This window comes from Enterobacter sp. Li2LvB3, assembly GCF_056156645.1.
The window spans coordinates 62,367-78,149 of sequence record NZ_JBSICG010000015.1 but is presented as its reverse complement, the minus strand read 5'-3'; the positions used below and the strand labels follow the sequence as shown (position 1 = coordinate 78,149).

Here is a 15,783-nt window from a genome sequence, read left to right as displayed (position 1 = left end):
AGCTTATATGTCACTCAGTCGGCGTCAGTTTATTCAGGCTTCGGGGATTGCCCTTTGTGCGGGTGCGATTCCGTCGACAGCCAACGCCGCCGGGCAGCAACCGCCGCTGCCCATTCCGCCGTTGCTGGAATCCCGTCGCGGGCAACCGCTATTCCTGACGCTACAGCGTAGCCACTGGTCTTTTACCCAGGGCACGCGCGCGCCGGTCTGGGGGATCAACGGGCGCTATCTTGGGCCAACCATTCGCGTGTGGAATGGTGATGACGTTAAGCTGATCTACAGCAACCGCACGTCTGAAAAGGTGGCCATGACCATCAGCGGATTGCAGGTGCCAGGGCCGCTGATTGGCGGCGCGGCACGCATGATGTCACCTAACGCTGACTGGGCGCCGGTGCTGCCGATTCGTCAAAATGCCGCAACGCTGTGGTATCACGCCAATACCCCTAACCGCACCGGGCAGCAGGTTTACAACGGCCTGGCCGGGATGTGGCTGGTGGAAGATGACATCAGCAAATCGCTGCCGATCCCGAACCATTACGGTGTGGATGATTTCCCGGTCATTATCCAGGATAAACGCCTGGATAATTTCGGCACGCCTGAGTACAGCGAGCCGGGTAGCGGGGGCTTTGTCGGCGATACCTTGCTGGTTAATGGCGCGCAAAGTCCGTATGTCGAAGTGTCTCGCGGTTGGGTGCGGCTGCGTTTGCTGAATGCCTCCAACTCACGCCGCTATCAGCTGCAAATGAGCGATGGCCGCGCGTTACATGTGATTTCGGGCGATCAGGGCTTTTTACCTGCACCGGTTGCGGTCAAACAGCTGGCGCTGTCGCCGGGTGAACGTCGTGAAATCCTCATTGATATGACCAACGGGGATGAAGTGTCGGTCACCTGCGGTGAAGCGGCGAGCATTGTGGATCGCATCCGTGGGTTCTTTGAACCCTCAAGCATTCTGGTGTCGACCCTGGTGTTGACCCTGCGTCCTACCGGCCTGCTGCCGCTGGTGACTGATACCCTGCCGATGCGTTTGCTTCCGCAGGAGATCATGAGTGGTTCGCCCGTGCGTAGCCGTGATATCAGTCTGGGTAGCGATCCGGGCATCAACGATGCGCTGTGGGATGTTAACCGCATTGATATCACTGCTCAGCAGGGGACATGGGAACGCTGGACCGTGCGTTCAGACATGCCGCAATCGTTCCATATTGAAGGGGTGAACTTCCTGATCCGTAACGTGAATGGCGCGATGCCGTTCCCGGAAGACAGGGGCTGGAAGGATACCGTCTGGGTGGATGGCCAGGTTGAACTGCTGGTCTATTACGGCCAGCCTTCATGGCCACACTTCCCGTTCCTGTTCCACAGCCAGACGCTGGAGATGATGGACAGGGGTTCCGTGGGGCAGATGCTGGTAAACCCGGCACCGTAACCGCAACCACTATTCCCGGTTCGCCGGGAATAGTCTAGGTGCGCCAGAAAAAGCGCGTAAACAGGATCAGTACCGGGTAAATTTCAAGACGCCCTAATATCATCGCCGCGCACATCAACAGCTTCGCCCCTTCTTTCAGCGTACCAAATGTCGACGCCGTCTCACCAAATCCCAGCCCCATATTGTTGATGCAGGCAGCCACCGTGGCAAATGAGGTGAACAGGTCGTAGCCCATCAGGTTCAGCATCCAGACGAATAAGCCGGTAATCATCACGTAGAGGAAAAAGAAGCTCCATACCGAGCGCAGGACGCGTTCATTGACCACGCTTTTACCGACTTTAATACTGAGCAGTGCTCTTGGGTGGGCTAACTGCTTCAGCTCCTGAGCACACTGTTTGAACATGATGAGAAAGCGCAGCGCCTTGATGCCGCCGCAGGTAGAGCCTACACAGCCGCCAAAAAAGCTGGCGCTGAGTAACAGGAAGATAGTATAAGGGGGCCATTTGGCGTAATCCGCTGTCGAAAGGCCATTATCTGTCATCATCGAGCTGGCTAAGAAAAAAGCATGAACAAGGCTGTCGGTGGGGTTATACATCCCCGCAAACCACACCTGCCAGGCTGTAATGGCTATCACTATAGTGGCAGCCACCAGAAAAAACTTCACTTCCGGACTGTGGCGGATGGGCTTTAACGTTCGTCTGGTGATGACGACATACCAGAGGGTGAAGTTAAACGCTGACAGCAGCGAAAAGAGGCCCGCAACCAGCTCTACCGCGTGGCTGTCGAAGAAGCCAATACTCTCGCTGCGGGTAGAGAACCCACCCAGTGACACGGTCGAAAGCCCGTGGCAGAGCGCGTCAAAAAAAGACATCCCCGCCAGCCAGTAGGCGAAGGTGCAGGTTAAACCGAGAATTAAATAGGTCAGCCACAGGGTGCGGGCGGTATCTGCCAGTCTCGGGGTGAGACGCTCCTCCTTAAACGGACCAGGCATCTCGGACTGATAAAGTTTCATGCCGCCGATCCCCAGTAAAGGCAGGACGGCAACGGCCAGCACGATAACACCTAACCCACCAATAAAATTAAGCTGGGCACGATAATAAAGATAGGATTTGGGCAGGGCGCTGACATCACCAACAACGGTTGCACCGGTTGTGGTGATCCCTGAAACCCCTTCAAAAAGCGCATCGGCAAAGGAGAGCTGTAACCCGTCATCCATCCACATTGGCATGGCGCTAATCAATGAAAACAGCAGCCAGAACAGCACAATAATCACAAAACCATCGCGGGTGCGGAGCTGTATACCGGCGTGTTTTGTCGAACGCCAGGTGAGCCCACCGAGAGTGAAAAAAGCTAAAAAGGTGATTAAAAACGTAAAATAGCTACGCTCTTTATTCAGCAGGGCTATAACCATCGGCGGCAGCATAGAGAGGCTGTAAAGACAAACTAAAAAACCGCACAGGTGAAGCACAACCCGCAACTGGGATATGTTTAACGAAGCGTTGGACGTCACGGGCAACTCCCAGCCAGGTAACGGGTTTCTGAGGTTCAATGCCGGAGAAATATAGTGGATATTATGATCTAAAACTACGGATATGCTGGGATTTAACATCTTCCATGATTTTCTGTTTTGATCCTGCATCCTTTTCTTCATTTCTGGCAGATTAACAGCGTATAATCCCCGCCCTTTTGTTTATTTTTTCTTCGGAAGCATTATGAGCGCAATTTCCCTGATCCAGCCGGATCGTGACCTCTTCTCCTGGCCCCAGTACTGGGCAGCCTGTTTTGGGCCGGCGCCGTTTCTGCCGATGTCCCGTGAAGAGATGGACCAACTGGGCTGGGACAGCTGCGACATCATTCTGGTCACGGGCGATGCCTATGTTGACCACCCGAGCTTTGGGATGGCCATCTGTGGCCGAATGCTCGAAGCACAGGGCTTCCGTGTAGGGATCATCTCCCAGCCTGACTGGAACAGCAAAGACGCGTTTATGGCGCTCGGTAAACCGAACCTGTTTTTCGGCGTCACCGCCGGCAACATGGACTCGATGATCAACCGCTATACTGCCGACCGTAAGCTGCGCCATGACGATGCCTATACCGCCGATAACGTGGCGGGCAAACGCCCGGATCGCGCGACGCTGGTGTACACCCAACGATGCAAAGAAGCATGGAAAGACGTGCCGGTCATCCTGGGTGGCATCGAAGCAAGCCTGCGCCGTACCGCGCACTATGACTACTGGTCTGATACCGTGCGTCGTTCAGTGCTGGTGGATTCCAAAGCTGACATGCTTATCTTCGGTAACGGTGAACGTCCGCTGGTAGAAGTGGCGCACCGTCTGGCGCAGGGTGAGCCAGTCAGCGAGATCCGCGACGTGCGTAACACTGCGATCATGGTGAAAGAAGCACTGCCAGGCTGGAGCGGTGTGGATTCCCGTATCATCGATATGCCGGGCAAAATAGACCCTATCCCGCATCCGTACGGTGAAGATTTGCCGTGCGCGGATAACAAACCGGTCGAGCCGAAAAAAGCCGAAGCTAAAGCCGTTGTCGTGCAGCCGCCGCGTCCAAAGCCGTGGGAAAAGACCTATGTGCTGCTGCCGTCCTTTGAGAAGGTCAAAAGCGACAAAGTGCTCTATGCGCACGCCTCGCGTATTCTGCACCATGAAACCAACCCGGGCTGTGCCCGCGCGCTGATGCAAAAGCACGGCGAGCGTTACATCTGGGTTAACCCGCCAGCCATCCCGCTGTCGACCGAAGAGATGGACAGCGTCTTTGCGCTGCCGTACAAGCGTGTTCCGCATCCGGCATATGGCAACAGCCGTATCCCGGCGTATGAGATGATCCGCTTCTCGATCAACATCATGCGTGGCTGCTTCGGTGGCTGTTCCTTCTGCTCCATTACCGAGCACGAAGGCCGCATTATTCAGAGCCGCTCTGAAGAGTCGATCGTCAACGAGATCGAAGCCATTCGTGATACCGTACCCGGCTTTACCGGGGTTATCTCCGATCTGGGCGGCCCAACGGCCAACATGTATATGCTGCGCTGTAAGTCCCCGCGTGCGGAGCAAACCTGCCGCCGTCTGTCGTGCGTCTACCCAAGCATTTGCGAGCATATGGACACCAACCACGAGCCGACGATCAATCTCTATCGCCGCGCCCGTGACCTGAAAGGCATCAAGAAGATCCTGATCGCCTCCGGTGTGCGTTACGACATCGCGGTTGAAGATCCGCGTTATATCAAAGAGCTGGCAACGCACCACGTTGGCGGTTACCTGAAGATTGCCCCGGAGCACACCGAAGAAGGCCCACTGTCCAAGATGATGAAGCCGGGCATGGGCAGCTATGACCGCTTTAAAGAGCTGTTCGACACTTACTCGAAACAGGCCGGTAAAGAGCAGTATCTGATCCCGTACTTTATCTCCGCGCACCCTGGTACGCGTGATGAAGACATGGTGAACCTCGCGCTGTGGCTAAAACAACGCCGCTTCCGTCTGGATCAGGTGCAGAACTTCTATCCGTCACCGCTCGCAAACTCAACGACCATGTATTACACCGGTAAGAACCCGCTGAGTAAGATTGGCTATAAGAGTGAAGATGTGGTGGTGCCGAAAGGGGATAAACAGCGTCGCCTGCATAAAGCGCTGCTGCGTTACCACGATCCGGCTAACTGGCCGCTGATCCGTCAGGCGCTGGAAGATATGGGTAAAAAACACCTGATCGGCTCGCGTCGCGACTGTCTGGTACCCGCGCCGACGCTTGATGAAATGCGCGAAGCACGTCGTCAGAACCGCAATACGCGCCCGGCGTTGACCAAGCACACGCCGATTGTGCATCAGCGTTCGAACGGCAATTCCAGTGCGAAGAAGCCAGTGAAGCGTAAAGCTTAGTGCAAAATGACGGTGGAATACCCTAAGGGGTATTCCACAGCGCTACCTCTTTTTCCCGGCGGTTGACCAGCCCCGGTACTTTTTTGCCATTGTCGTAAACCCAGCGCCGCATCTGATCGGGAACGCCAGCAAAGTTTCCGTTGTTAAGTACCTTCAGCAAGGTACTGTCCAGGAAAGCACCGTTACCCACGTTAAAGGCAAATGACACCAGCGCGTCGAATTGGTTTTGTGACAGAATCTGCTGGACGCTGTTGTTAATCAGGGCTTCAACGGGATCAAGATCTTGATCCAGTAACGCCCAGCACTGGTTCTCTGTGAGCTCGTCCTTGTACCTCACTGTAACGCCAGCGATAGTTAGCTTTCCCGAGCGCCGTTCTGAAGGGGTCAGCAGATGGCCGATACCAATCGTTGGCGCCCCTCCCGAATCCAGATATTCATAGGGAATAAGTCCTTCCCACTCTTTGAACAAAAGTTTACCGCTCGTACCTACCCGCATGTTGCTCATAGCCCGATCTCCGAAGTGATCATGTTGACAGACTATACACAGCGCTGGTTGGGTTACGCCCCAGGCAAAAAGTTGTAATAATTGCGGCGGAGTAAGACGGGTAGGTTAAAAAGAACCCCGGGCGATGCCGGGGTTGAGAAGAGATTAGCCGCCAAACTGATCCGGGTCCGGCCCAAGCCGCTTGCCCTGATCCAGCTTCGCAATTTCACCCAATTCATCTTTGTCCAGACGGAAATCCCAGACGTCGAAGTTTTCGGCGATGCGCGCTGGCGTGACCGATTTCGGGATAACCACCAGACCACTGTCCAGATGCCAGCGGATGACAATTTGCGCAGGGCTCTTGCCATATTTATCCGCCAGTTCACGGATAATTTTCTGATCGAAAACGCCTTCACCACCCTGAGCCAACGGGCTCCAGGACTCGGTCTGGATTTTGTGCGTGGCATTCCAGGAATGGAGCTGACGCTGCTGCATCAGCGGGTGCAACTCAATCTGATTAATGACCGGAACCACTCCCGTTTCGTCAATAAGACGTTGCAGATGGTGAACCTGGAAATTACAGACCCCGATACTTTTCACCAGCCCAATTTTTTGCAGCTCAATCATCCCTTCCCAGGCTTCAACATAGTGGTCAATAGCCGGAACGGGCCAGTGCATCAAGTACAGATCGACGAAATCAAGCCGTAGTTTATCCAGGCTTTCCTGTAACGCTTCATGCGGGCGCTTTTGATCGTCGTTCCACAGTTTGGTGGTGATGAAAAGGTCGTCGCGTGAGACGCCTGCAGTGGCAAGCGCTTTACCCACGCCGTCTTCATTCTTGTACGCGGCGGCGGTATCGATAGAACGATAGCCGACTTCCAGTGCTTTATGAATGGCGGATACGACCTCGTCGTTACCGGCTTTCCATACACCGAGCCCCAGCTGGGGCATCACGTTGCCGTCCTGAAGCTTGATTACGGTTTGGTTTGCCATTTTTCCTCCTTCATTTGCTCATCCATCGGGGGCGAACCCCCGATGGCGTGTGTGCATTAAGTCTGGACGAAATGTCAAAAAACGAAAGGCGGGATGTTAAAAACGCTTAGCGCGCCGCTTCGTAGATACGACGGCTCACGTCCAGCGTGATGTCGCCATGTTCGCCCAGTTGTGTCATGCCGTGTTCTTCCAGTTTTGCCAGCAGGGCAGGGATGGAGCTACCATCCAGGCCGTAACCAGAAAGACGTGTCGGAACACCCAGTCCTTCAAAGAAGTTGCGGGTTGCTTCGATTGCGGCATCGATACGTGCATCTTCTGAGCCTTCGGTGATATTCCACACGCGCTCAGCGTATTGCAGCAGTTTGGCGCGCTTGGTATCACGTTTTTCGTTCCACAGTGCAGGCAGCACAACCGCCAGCGTCTGAGCGTGATCCAGACCATGCATTGCCGTCAGTTCGTGGCCCAGCATGTGGGTTGCCCAGTCCTGCGGAACACCCGCACCGATCAGGCCGTTCAGCGCCTGAGTCGCGGCCCACATTACGTTGGCACGCACGTTGTAGTTTTCAGGTTCTTTCAGCGCTTTCGGGCCATCTTCTACCAGCGTCAGCAGAATACCTTCCGCGAAGCGATCCTGAATTTTGCCGTCAACCGGGTAAGTCACATACTGTTCAACGGTGTGAACGAATGCATCCACGACACCGTTAGCCACCTGGCGAGCAGGCAGGGTGTAGGTGTAAACCGGGTCAAGGATTGCGAACACAGGCTGTACGTGATCGTTCATAAAGGCCTGTTTGTCGCCCGTGGTTTTACGGGAGATAACGGCACCTTTGTTGGATTCAGAGCCGGTAGCAGGCAGGGTCAGGACCGAGCCCATTGGGATCGCGCTTTTCACGTCGCTGCCACGGGTTTCCAGGATATGCCACGGATCAACGCCGTCTGCGTAATGCGCCGCAGCAGCGATGAACTTAGTACCGTCCAGTACGGAGCCGCCGCCAACAGCCAGCAGGAAGGTGATGTTCTCTTCGCGGGCAATTTTGACCGCGTTCATCAGAGTTTCATAAGATGGGTTTGGCTCAATACCGCCAAACTCACGCACGTCCAGACCTTCCAGGGCGCTGTACACCTGATCCAGCACGCCGGTTTTTTTCACGCTACCGCCGCCGTAGGTAATGAGTACGCGGGCGTCAGCCGGGATTTGTGCACGCAGGTCGGCGATAGCGCCTTTACCAAACAGAATGCGGGTTGGGGTGTGGAGATTAAAATTGTTCATTGCTCGTTCCCTATCGTGGGTGAAAAATCGTGGTGGCGCGATGGCTACCTGATGCTGCACATTGTGGCGGGCTCGCGCCATCCTCTCAATGCACATTCCTGCCGATGTCTTGCCCATTTCTACAGAGCGCTGGAGAAACAGCAAAAAACTGCGCACACTGTTAAGGTCGGAAACCGTACCCGGAGTAACTAAGAATGAACCGCGAAGAGATTTGCCTTCAGTTAACCTCTCAGATTAAACATCTGATAGATAAAGATAATAATAGTGGTGAGCTGCTGCCGGATATTCGCCTGCTCTACGGGGCCCAGCCGGGTACGCGTACGCCGGTGATGTACCAGCCGGGCATCGTTTTTCTCTTCTCTGGCCATAAAATTGGCTATATCAATGAGCGCGTGTTCCGTTATGACACCAATGAATATCTGCTCCTGACAGTACCTTTACCCTTTGAATGTGAAACCTTTGCGACAGAAGCCGTTCCGCTGGCCGGTATTCGTTTAAATGTCGATATCCTTCAGTTGCAGGAGCTGCTGATGGAGATCGGCGAGGACGAGCTGTTCCAGCCATCGATGGCAGCAAGCGCGATTAACTCGGCCACGTTATCGGAAGAGATCCTCTGTGCCATTGAACGCTTGCTGGATGTGATGGCGAGGCCGCTCGATGCCCGCATTCTGGGCAAACAGATTATCCGTGAAATTCTCTACCACGTGCTGCTGGGGCCGGGTGGCGGGGCGCTGCTGGCGCTGGTGAGCCGCCAGACGCACTTTAGCCTGATAAGCCGCGTGCTCAAGCGCATAGAAAGCCAGTACACGGAAAACCTCAGCGTTGACCAGCTGGCGGCGGAAGCGAACATGAGTGTCTCGGCGTTTCACCATAATTTTAAATCAGTGACCAGCACCTCGCCGCTGCAATACCTGAAAACATACCGGCTGCATAAAGCGCGCATGATGATGATCCACGACGGCATGAAGGCCAGCGCGGCGGCAATGCGGGTAGGCTATGAAAGTGCGTCGCAGTTCAGTCGGGAGTTTAAGCGCTACTTCGGCGTGACGCCGGGGGAAGATGCTTCACGCATCAGAATGATGCAGGGAGCCTGACAGGAAATGTAAGCCGGGTAAGGCGTAGCCGCCACCCGGCAATTTTTTATCACGCGCTGCAATACTTCTTCTTAATCACTACCGCAATAGTTCCCACCAGGCCTGCTACCAGCAGGAACATCGGCAGGATCATCAGGAAGGTCATCACCTGATCTTCATGGTGTTTCACAAACGGGATCATGTTCAGCGCATAGCCGAGTGAGGTCACCACGCCGACCCACAGCAGCCCACTCAGCCAGTTGAAGAACTGGAAGCGGCGATTCGAGAGGCCAGAGATACCGGCCATCGTCGGCAGCAGCGTGCGGACAAACGCCAGGAAGCGCCCGGCGAGCAGCGCGAGCAGGCCGTGCCGGTCAAACATGCAGGTCGCACGTTGATGATATTTATGGGGTAACTGCGAAAGCCAGCTCTTCACCATGCGCGTATTCCCGAGCCAGCGGCCCTGTAAATAGCTTAACCAGCAGCCCAGGCTGGCGGCAGAGGTGAGAATGACCATCGTCGGGGTAAAGTCCATCACACCCTTTCCGATTAATGCGCCGGCCAGCAGAAGCAGGCTGTCACCGGGCAAAAACGAGGCTGGCAGTAATCCATTTTCCAGAAACAGGGTCGCGAACATCACGAAATAGACAACACCCACGACATGTGGGTCCGCCAGTGCGGCAAAATCGTGTTGCCAGAGTGCCGCGATAATATCTTGAATAACAGCCATGGACTTTCCTGTGGAACAGCAGATATAGCGCTATTGTACACCCTGATTCGCCCGCAGGGTTTGATCGCGGGCGCAACTAATGCAGACTTTTCTGGTGGCGGTGTTCACAAAAGAGTCCAGGGGTACATTTTCAGCCAGCACTCTACACGATACGCTCAAACCCTGCCGCTAAATCCGCAATTAAATCGTCCACATTTTCTAAACCGATATGCAGGCGGATCAGGGTTCCGCTGAAGTCCACCTCGCCGCCCGGACGCAGGTCTGCTATCTGCTCTGGCTGGTTTGGCAGGATCAGGGATTCAAAACCGCCCCAGGAGTAGGCCATGCTGAAGAGGGTAAAATTATCCAGGTAGCTCGCCAGCTCATCGTTATTCAGCCGTTTTTTAAGAACGAATGAGAACAAACCGCTGCTGCCTGTAAAGTCACGTTGCCAGAACTCATGACCTTTGCTGCCCGGCAGGGCAGGATGGTTCACGCGTTCAACCTGCGGGTGCTGCGCCAGCCATTCAGCGATTTTCAGGCTGCTCTCGTGATGCTGACGCAGGCGCACGCCCAGCGTACGGATCCCGCGGCTGGTCATGTAGGCCGTATCGGCATCAACCATTTGTCCCATCAGGTAGGCATTTTCGCGCAGTTGATCCCAGCAGCGGGCATTGGACACGGCGGTGCCAATCATGCCATCGGAGTGGCCAATCAGGTATTTGGTTGCTGCCTGAATAGAGATATCAATGTCGAAATCCAGCGCCTTAAACAGCACGCCCGCCGCCCAGGTGTTGTCGATCATGATGATGGCTTCCGGCGCTTTGCTGCGCACGGCTTTCACAATGGCGGGCACGTCATGCACTTCCATGGTGATAGAGCCCGGGGATTCCAGAAACACGATGCGCGTGTTTGGCTGAATAAGCTCGGCGATACCTTCACCAATCAGCGGATCAAACCAGCCGGTGGTGACGCCGAGCTTGCTGAGAATTTTGGTGCAGAAATCCTGGCTTGGTTCATAGGCGGTGTTAGTCATCAGGATATGGTCACCCTGTTCCACAAACGCCAGAATGGTATTGGCAACCGCCGCAGCCCCGCACGGGAACAGTGCGCAGCCCGCGCCGCCTTCCAGTTCGCACATGGCTTCCTGGAGTGAAAAATGGGTCAGCGTCCCGCGACGACCGTAAAACAGCCCGCCTTTGGCACGGTTACGCGTTGCGATTTTTTTGTCCTCAACGGTATCAAATACCAGTGAGGAGGCCCGCTGAATCACGCTGTTCACCGATCCCAGTGTGTATTTCTTGCTGCGTCCTGCCTGCACAAGCGTGGTATCAAGCTGCTTCTTAGTCATGTTCGCCAACCCTGTTTTTATACGTCTGGACGTCCAGACTACCACGATTGAAAAAATGTGCACCCGGATGCTTATCGAATAAGCAGAAAATTTTATGAAAAATACGCATAAGAAATTTTTACTGCGTAAGCGCAAGGAAAGTGAGCGAAAATTACGGCAATATGTAAATAGTAATGAGAACTACTATCAATTCGACGACGTTTTGATATTATTACGCTCAGATTTTGTGATTTGCGTCCTGGAGATACAGAGTGGGTAATAATTTGATGCAGACGGATCTTTCCGTCTGGGGCATGTATCATCATGCTGACATCGTGGTTAAGATTGTGATGATCGGCCTGATTCTGGCGTCCGTTGTCACCTGGGCTATTTTCTTCAGTAAGAGCGTTGAGCTCATTTCGCAGAAGCGTCGCCTCAAGCGCGAACAGCAGCAGCTGGCAGAGGCCCGCTCTCTGGATCAGGCTTCTGATATGACCTCTTCCTTCCACGCCAAAAGCCTGAGCACTCTGTTAGTGAACGAAGCTCAGAACGAGCTGGAACTCTCCGCAGGCAGTGAAGATAACGAAGGCATTAAAGAACGTACCGGCTTCCGCCTGGAGCGTCGTGTTGCCGCTGTTGGCCGTCATATGGGCCGCGGTAATGGTTATCTGGCGACTATCGGTGCGATTTCCCCGTTCGTGGGTCTGTTCGGTACGGTGTGGGGCATCATGAACAGCTTCATTGGTATTGCCCAGACGCAAACCACTAACCTGGCGGTTGTGGCGCCTGGTATCGCAGAAGCCCTGCTGGCAACGGCAATCGGTCTGGTTGCGGCAATTCCTGCGGTGGTTATCTATAACGTCTTCGCGCGTATGATTGGCAGCTACAAAGCCACTCTGGGCGACGTGGCAGCGCAGGTTCTGCTGCTGCAAAGCCGTGACCTTGACCTTAACGCCAGCTCCGTTAAACCGGTACACGCGGCGTCGAAACTGCGTGCAGGTTGATTAGCTATGGCAATGCGTCTTAATGAAAATCTGGACGATAACGGCGAAATGCACGAAATCAACGTGACGCCGTTTATCGACGTCATGCTGGTTCTGTTGATTATCTTCATGGTGGCGGCGCCTCTGGCGACGGTTGACGTGAAGGTGAATCTGCCGGCCTCTTCCAGCCAGCCGCAGCCGCGCCCGGAAAAGCCTATCTATCTGTCGGTGAAGGCCGATAAATCCATGTTCCTGGGCAATGATCCGGTGACGGATGAATCAGTTATCCCGGCACTGGAGCAGCTTACAGGCGGGAAGAAGGACACTACCGTCTTCTTCCGTGCGGATAAAACGGTTGATTACGAAACCATGATGAAGGTAATGGACGCGCTGCATCAGGCGGGTTACCTGAAGATTGGCCTGGTTGGCGAAGAAAAAGCCGCCGTTAAATAAAAGAGAGCTGGCGAAAGCCAGCTTTTTTTCTGCTGTATATCCCCACTCTTCACATTTATTTATCAATAAAGCCATAGTTAATAATCTGTTGATAGTTAAGAAAATATCAGTATTCGGCTGCGTTATTAAAATATATCTTTTTGCTGAAATGGCAGCGTGGGATATACCCACTACGCTTAAAACAGATAATAAAAAATACCTTCTTTTGAAGGGCTTATTTCACCTGCACAGCAAGAGACTCCCTATGGCGATGACGACATGGCTGCACCCGCACGCACCTCAACGCGACCTCATCTCTTTATCTGCAATACGACAACGTGCTGACCGCTTAATGCTGGTGCTTATCTGGGCCATGTGGGGCGTTTCGCTGTGCGTGGGATATATGAACGACAATATGGCGCAGGGGGCGATTATCAGTACCCTGCTGAGCTGTTTCTCAACTCTGCTGGCGATGCTTTGCCCCGGCTCGCTGCTGTTGCGCCTGAGCTTTGCTTTCGTACTGATGGCGTTTTCCGCGCTGCTTATCCATCTTGGCGAAGGGGAGACGGAGTACCACTTCTCTGTTTTTGTCCTGCTTTCGGCACTGCTGGCCTGGCGTGACTGGCGTCCGCTGGTGATGGGCGCTACGGTCATCGCGCTGCACCATCTGGTGTTTAATTATCTCCAGGAAAATGGGTTGTACGGCGTGGTGGTCTTTATGCACACCGGTTTTCATATGGTGGTCTTCCACGGCCTGTTTGTAGTGGTACAGACGGCCATTCTTCTCCTGCTGGCGGTACGTATGGAGCAGGATGCCCGCTCGGCCAGCGAGGTAGCGAGGCTCGCGGGGGTGATTAACCGCGAGCCAGGCTATCTGACGCTGGCCGTTGATAGCGAACCTGCTGACTCCTCTTTCGCCCGCACCTTTAGCCTGACGCTCGGCACAATGCGTTCCACGCTTGAGCAGGTGAGCGCCAATATCGGGCAACTGCTGGAGGCCTCCCGGGCGCTGCGACAACGTAACAGCGCGCTCTCAGAGCGAACCGATCATCAGGCGTCATCGCTTGCGACGGCAGCCAGCGCAATGGAGCATCTCAGTAACGTGGCGACCCAGACCAGCCACAAGGCCATTCAGGTGCGGGAGATGGCGCTTAGCGCCAGTGAGGTGGCAGAACAGGGTGGCGAGAACGTTCGCCGGGCCATCGCGGCCATGGATCAGATCCGCGAAGAGTCCCAACGTATTTACACCATTCTTGAGCTGATTGACGGAATCGCATTCCAGACGAATATTCTGTCGCTGAATGCTTCTGTCGAGGCGGCAAGAGCAGGGGAACACGGGAAAGGGTTCGCCGTGGTAGCCTCCGAGGTTCGTATGTTAGCCCAGCGCAGTGAAGGGGCGGCAAAAGAGATCCGTCAGCTGCTGACCACCTCTCAGACGACCACGCAGCAGGGTGTCGAGCACGTAGAGCACGCCGGACAGACGATGAAATCGATTATCGAGAGTATCGACGGATTGCGCTCGCTGCTGGAGGAGCTTTCGCAGATGAGTGAGGATCAACGGTCCAGCATCGCGCAGATGAACGGCAGTATTGCCAGTATTGATGCCAGCGTGCAGGAGAATGTACGGCATGTCGCGCAGACGATACAGGTTGCCGAGCAACAGCAGCAGCAGACCGGACAGCTAAAAGAGGCGATAGCGGTATTTAGATTTGATTAGCTTTGCGGGTCAGCGGGCGCGTTGGTTTTGGATGCCAGCGCGTCTTCATTCAGCGCGACATAAGTGACATTCGACGTGCGGTATTCGCCGTCGGAGAGCTTGCGGGTCAAACGTAGGGTGGCCGTTTCTCTGGCCAGCAGGTACTGGTAGTTGGCTTCCAGACGCCCGAGGATCTTCTCTTTAAGCTCTGGTCGTTGCTCAATCAGCGCATTCATCACTGCGCCGTAAATTTCTTCTTTAACCTGGAGCGCATAAATCTCGCGGCGGTTTTGCCATTTCAGGCGCACCAGCGTGGCGGGTATTGAAACCAGATCTTGCGTAATACGCGTCATTTCCACATTTTTTGTGTTTCTCAACGCCTCGAGATTTTGCTCTAAGATAAACTCATCACTTTTTTTGTCATCTAAAGTCAAATAAACATTATTATCTTCAATACCTTTCACGTTAATCATCCCCGAGGTTATAAAAAATAGGGTTGTTTTTTTCGCGGGTAATTAAATTAAGCCAAATTTTATTACCGGCTTCATTTATTTCTTTTGTTTTTTCGACCATTATTTGACTTAGTGTCTGGGCATCTATTTCACCTTCGGCCTGCAAGTCATCCAGAAGGTGAACAAAGGCTTCGATTTTAACAACGCGAAATAGCCGGTCTTTTATATGACGATCGTGCTCTTCCAGCAACATATTACGAGACTTCCCGGTTCGGGAAACACCAATTAATACGTCTGCTTCAAAATCGGAGAGCTTTCTTTTTCCCTGAGTGAAATTAGCCTCTTTTTCTGCTTCCACCGGTTGCTGTTCCACAGGCGCAATGTGGTACTTAGCCGGGACGAGATTGTCGGGCAGCATTTTTAATTTCCTTTAATTTCAACAGGGTGGGGTTGGTAAAGGCGTGAGATTCGTTGACAATAACATGAGGCAATTTTAAAATCAAAAAAAATGGAGCCTACCCATGAACAGTATTTTCTTTACGGTCATAACATTACTATTACTGACCGCTGGCGTTCTTTTATTGATGCAAGAGTTCAATAAAACGAAAGTGTCGAAAGACGCCAGTGAACCGCCTGAACCTGAACTGATGACTAAAGAGGAAGGAGAGGATCATTTTTCCGTTTTGATGAACTCTGTGACTCCGGTTTGGTACTGGCGAGTTAACCACGAATATATCGATTTTCTTCATGCCACAATAAAGCGCATGAAGATGTCGCAAATTAATGACACGCCAGGGCTGTTTGAAGCCCAGCGCCGTTGCAGCGACCTGAATTCCGCTGTGTATAAATATTACGACAATATCAAGAAGCGTTGTCTTAATGGCGAGAAGGTGTCGTATTCCGATCTGGATGTTTTAAATTTGCGGCAGTGCTTTCGCGAGTTCAGCCTGGAAGCCTACCCGGAACTGGTTGTTTTGGTATGGCCTGAGTATGCACGCCCTGAAGTAAACCCGGATGAAGTGTAGGTGTTTTGTTGGTTAGTTGTTGCAAAGAGTAA

15 protein-coding genes are annotated in these 15,783 nt (G+C 53.6%); 7 read left to right on the top strand and 8 right to left on the bottom strand.

The genetic code is table 11. The annotated features are described in order from the left end of the window. Window positions 1-7 precede the first annotated feature (7 nt). On the top strand, window positions 8-1,420 hold the full coding sequence (ftsP, locus tag ACS603_RS13950; protein WP_474944441.1) for a cell division protein FtsP: 1,413 nt from the start codon (window positions 8-10) through the stop codon (window positions 1,418-1,420). 34 nt (window positions 1,421-1,454) lie between these two features. Here ftsP and ACS603_RS13945 read toward each other — a convergent pair whose 3' ends face one another. Beyond that, the gene (locus ACS603_RS13945; RefSeq protein ID WP_474944440.1) at window positions 1,455-2,930 is read right to left on the bottom strand and encodes a TrkH family potassium uptake protein; all 1,476 of its coding nucleotides are present in this window, start codon (window positions 2,928-2,930) and stop codon (window positions 1,455-1,457) included. Between the two features lie 202 nt (window positions 2,931-3,132). Between ACS603_RS13945 and ACS603_RS13940 the strand changes: the two genes are divergently transcribed. Further along, window positions 3,133-5,304 carry a YgiQ family radical SAM protein gene (locus tag ACS603_RS13940; protein WP_259349683.1) on the top strand — a complete coding sequence of 724 codons (2,172 nt, stop codon included), beginning with the start codon at window positions 3,133-3,135 and terminating at the stop codon, window positions 5,302-5,304. A 22-nt stretch (window positions 5,305-5,326) separates the two neighbouring features. On the opposite strand, the gene ACS603_RS13935 is transcribed toward ACS603_RS13940, so the two are convergent. The 3 genes from ACS603_RS13935 to yqhD all read right to left on the bottom strand — a co-directional run bounded on the left by ACS603_RS13935 (window position 5,327) and on the right by yqhD (window position 8,051). Continuing rightward, window positions 5,327-5,809: a lysozyme gene (locus ACS603_RS13935; protein WP_220458426.1), complete on the bottom strand. Its 483-nt coding sequence runs from the start codon at window positions 5,807-5,809 to the stop codon at window positions 5,327-5,329. A 144-nt stretch (window positions 5,810-5,953) separates the two neighbouring features. Continuing rightward, window positions 5,954-6,781, bottom strand: coding sequence for a 2,5-didehydrogluconate reductase DkgA (dkgA, locus tag ACS603_RS13930; RefSeq protein WP_474944439.1), 828 nt, complete (start codon window positions 6,779-6,781; stop codon window positions 5,954-5,956). Between the two features lie 106 nt (window positions 6,782-6,887). Then, complete coding sequence (gene yqhD, locus ACS603_RS13925) at window positions 6,888-8,051, bottom strand: alcohol dehydrogenase (RefSeq protein WP_217186953.1); 1,164 nt, start codon at window positions 8,049-8,051, stop codon at window positions 6,888-6,890. Between the two features lie 194 nt (window positions 8,052-8,245). Here yqhD and ACS603_RS13920 point away from each other — a divergent pair, with 194 nt between their 5' ends. Next, on the top strand, window positions 8,246-9,145 hold the full coding sequence (locus tag ACS603_RS13920; RefSeq protein WP_474944438.1) for an AraC family transcriptional regulator: 900 nt from the start codon (window positions 8,246-8,248) through the stop codon (window positions 9,143-9,145). A gap of 49 nt (window positions 9,146-9,194) precedes the next feature. On the opposite strand, the gene yghB is transcribed toward ACS603_RS13920, so the two are convergent. Together yghB and metC are read right to left on the bottom strand one after the other, a co-directional pair. Beyond that, a complete protein-coding gene (gene yghB / locus ACS603_RS13915; RefSeq protein WP_182062455.1) occupies window positions 9,195-9,854 on the bottom strand; it encodes a DedA family general envelope maintenance protein YghB in 660 nt (219 codons plus the stop codon). A gap of 142 nt (window positions 9,855-9,996) precedes the next feature. After that, on the bottom strand, window positions 9,997-11,184 hold the full coding sequence (gene metC / locus ACS603_RS13910; RefSeq protein WP_436355164.1) for a cystathionine beta-lyase: 1,188 nt from the start codon (window positions 11,182-11,184) through the stop codon (window positions 9,997-9,999). Window positions 11,185-11,435: 251 nt separating this feature from the next. Here metC and exbB point away from each other — a divergent pair, with 251 nt between their 5' ends. The 3 genes from exbB to ACS603_RS13895 all read left to right on the top strand — a co-directional run bounded on the left by exbB (window position 11,436) and on the right by ACS603_RS13895 (window position 14,295). Next, a complete protein-coding gene (gene exbB, locus ACS603_RS13905) occupies window positions 11,436-12,167 on the top strand; it encodes a tol-pal system-associated acyl-CoA thioesterase (RefSeq protein ID WP_182062453.1) in 732 nt (243 codons plus the stop codon). A gap of 6 nt (window positions 12,168-12,173) precedes the next feature. Further along, window positions 12,174-12,599, top strand: a complete 426-nt coding sequence (gene exbD / locus ACS603_RS13900) for a TonB system transport protein ExbD (RefSeq protein ID WP_315686842.1) — start codon at window positions 12,174-12,176, stop codon at window positions 12,597-12,599. Between the two features lie 244 nt (window positions 12,600-12,843). Then, window positions 12,844-14,295, top strand: a complete 1,452-nt coding sequence (locus ACS603_RS13895; protein WP_182062451.1) for a methyl-accepting chemotaxis protein — start codon at window positions 12,844-12,846, stop codon at window positions 14,293-14,295. On the opposite strand, the gene ACS603_RS13890 is transcribed toward ACS603_RS13895, so the two are convergent. Together ACS603_RS13890 and ACS603_RS13885 are read right to left on the bottom strand one after the other, a co-directional pair. Next, a complete protein-coding gene (locus tag ACS603_RS13890; protein WP_182062450.1) occupies window positions 14,292-14,747 on the bottom strand; it encodes a cytoplasmic protein in 456 nt (151 codons plus the stop codon). The two genes, ACS603_RS13895 and ACS603_RS13890, sit on opposite strands and share 4 nt — an antisense overlap. After that, window positions 14,740-15,144 carry a hypothetical protein gene (locus ACS603_RS13885; RefSeq protein WP_182062449.1) on the bottom strand — a complete coding sequence of 135 codons (405 nt, stop codon included), beginning with the start codon at window positions 15,142-15,144 and terminating at the stop codon, window positions 14,740-14,742. The genes ACS603_RS13890 and ACS603_RS13885 overlap by 8 nt, the downstream gene beginning before the upstream one ends. Before the next feature lie 103 nt (window positions 15,145-15,247). On the opposite strand from ACS603_RS13885, the gene ACS603_RS13880 reads away from it, so the two are divergent. Next, on the top strand, window positions 15,248-15,751 hold the full coding sequence (locus tag ACS603_RS13880; protein WP_182062448.1) for an ESA_00282 family adhesion-associated protein: 504 nt from the start codon (window positions 15,248-15,250) through the stop codon (window positions 15,749-15,751). The last annotated feature ends 32 nt before the right edge of the window (window positions 15,752-15,783 follow it).

What these genes read in the sequence shown, in the direction of transcription:
- ACS603_RS13895 (WP_182062451.1), top strand. Translation starts at nt 12,844, where the DNA reads ATGGCGATGACGACATGGCTGCACCCGCACGCACCTCAACGCGACCTC.
- ACS603_RS13880 (WP_182062448.1), top strand. Translation starts at nt 15,248, where the DNA reads ATGAACAGTATTTTCTTTACGGTCATAACATTACTATTACTGACCGCT.
- dkgA (WP_474944439.1), bottom strand. Translation starts at nt 6,781, where the DNA reads ATGGCAAACCAAACCGTAATCAAGCTTCAGGACGGCAACGTGATGCCC.
- ACS603_RS13890 (WP_182062450.1), bottom strand. Translation starts at nt 14,747, where the DNA reads ATGATTAACGTGAAAGGTATTGAAGATAATAATGTTTATTTGACTTTA.
- ACS603_RS13935 (WP_220458426.1), bottom strand. Translation starts at nt 5,809, where the DNA reads ATGAGCAACATGCGGGTAGGTACGAGCGGTAAACTTTTGTTCAAAGAG.
- yqhD (WP_217186953.1), bottom strand. Translation starts at nt 8,051, where the DNA reads ATGAACAATTTTAATCTCCACACCCCAACCCGCATTCTGTTTGGTAAA.
- ACS603_RS13920 (WP_474944438.1), top strand. Translation starts at nt 8,246, where the DNA reads ATGAACCGCGAAGAGATTTGCCTTCAGTTAACCTCTCAGATTAAACAT.
- ACS603_RS13885 (WP_182062449.1), bottom strand. Translation starts at nt 15,144, where the DNA reads ATGCTGCCCGACAATCTCGTCCCGGCTAAGTACCACATTGCGCCTGTG.
- yghB (WP_182062455.1), bottom strand. Translation starts at nt 9,854, where the DNA reads ATGGCTGTTATTCAAGATATTATCGCGGCACTCTGGCAACACGATTTT.
- ACS603_RS13940 (WP_259349683.1), top strand. Translation starts at nt 3,133, where the DNA reads ATGAGCGCAATTTCCCTGATCCAGCCGGATCGTGACCTCTTCTCCTGG.
- ftsP (WP_474944441.1), top strand. Translation starts at nt 8, where the DNA reads ATGTCACTCAGTCGGCGTCAGTTTATTCAGGCTTCGGGGATTGCCCTT.
- metC (WP_436355164.1), bottom strand. Translation starts at nt 11,184, where the DNA reads ATGACTAAGAAGCAGCTTGATACCACGCTTGTGCAGGCAGGACGCAGC.
- exbD (WP_315686842.1), top strand. Translation starts at nt 12,174, where the DNA reads ATGGCAATGCGTCTTAATGAAAATCTGGACGATAACGGCGAAATGCAC.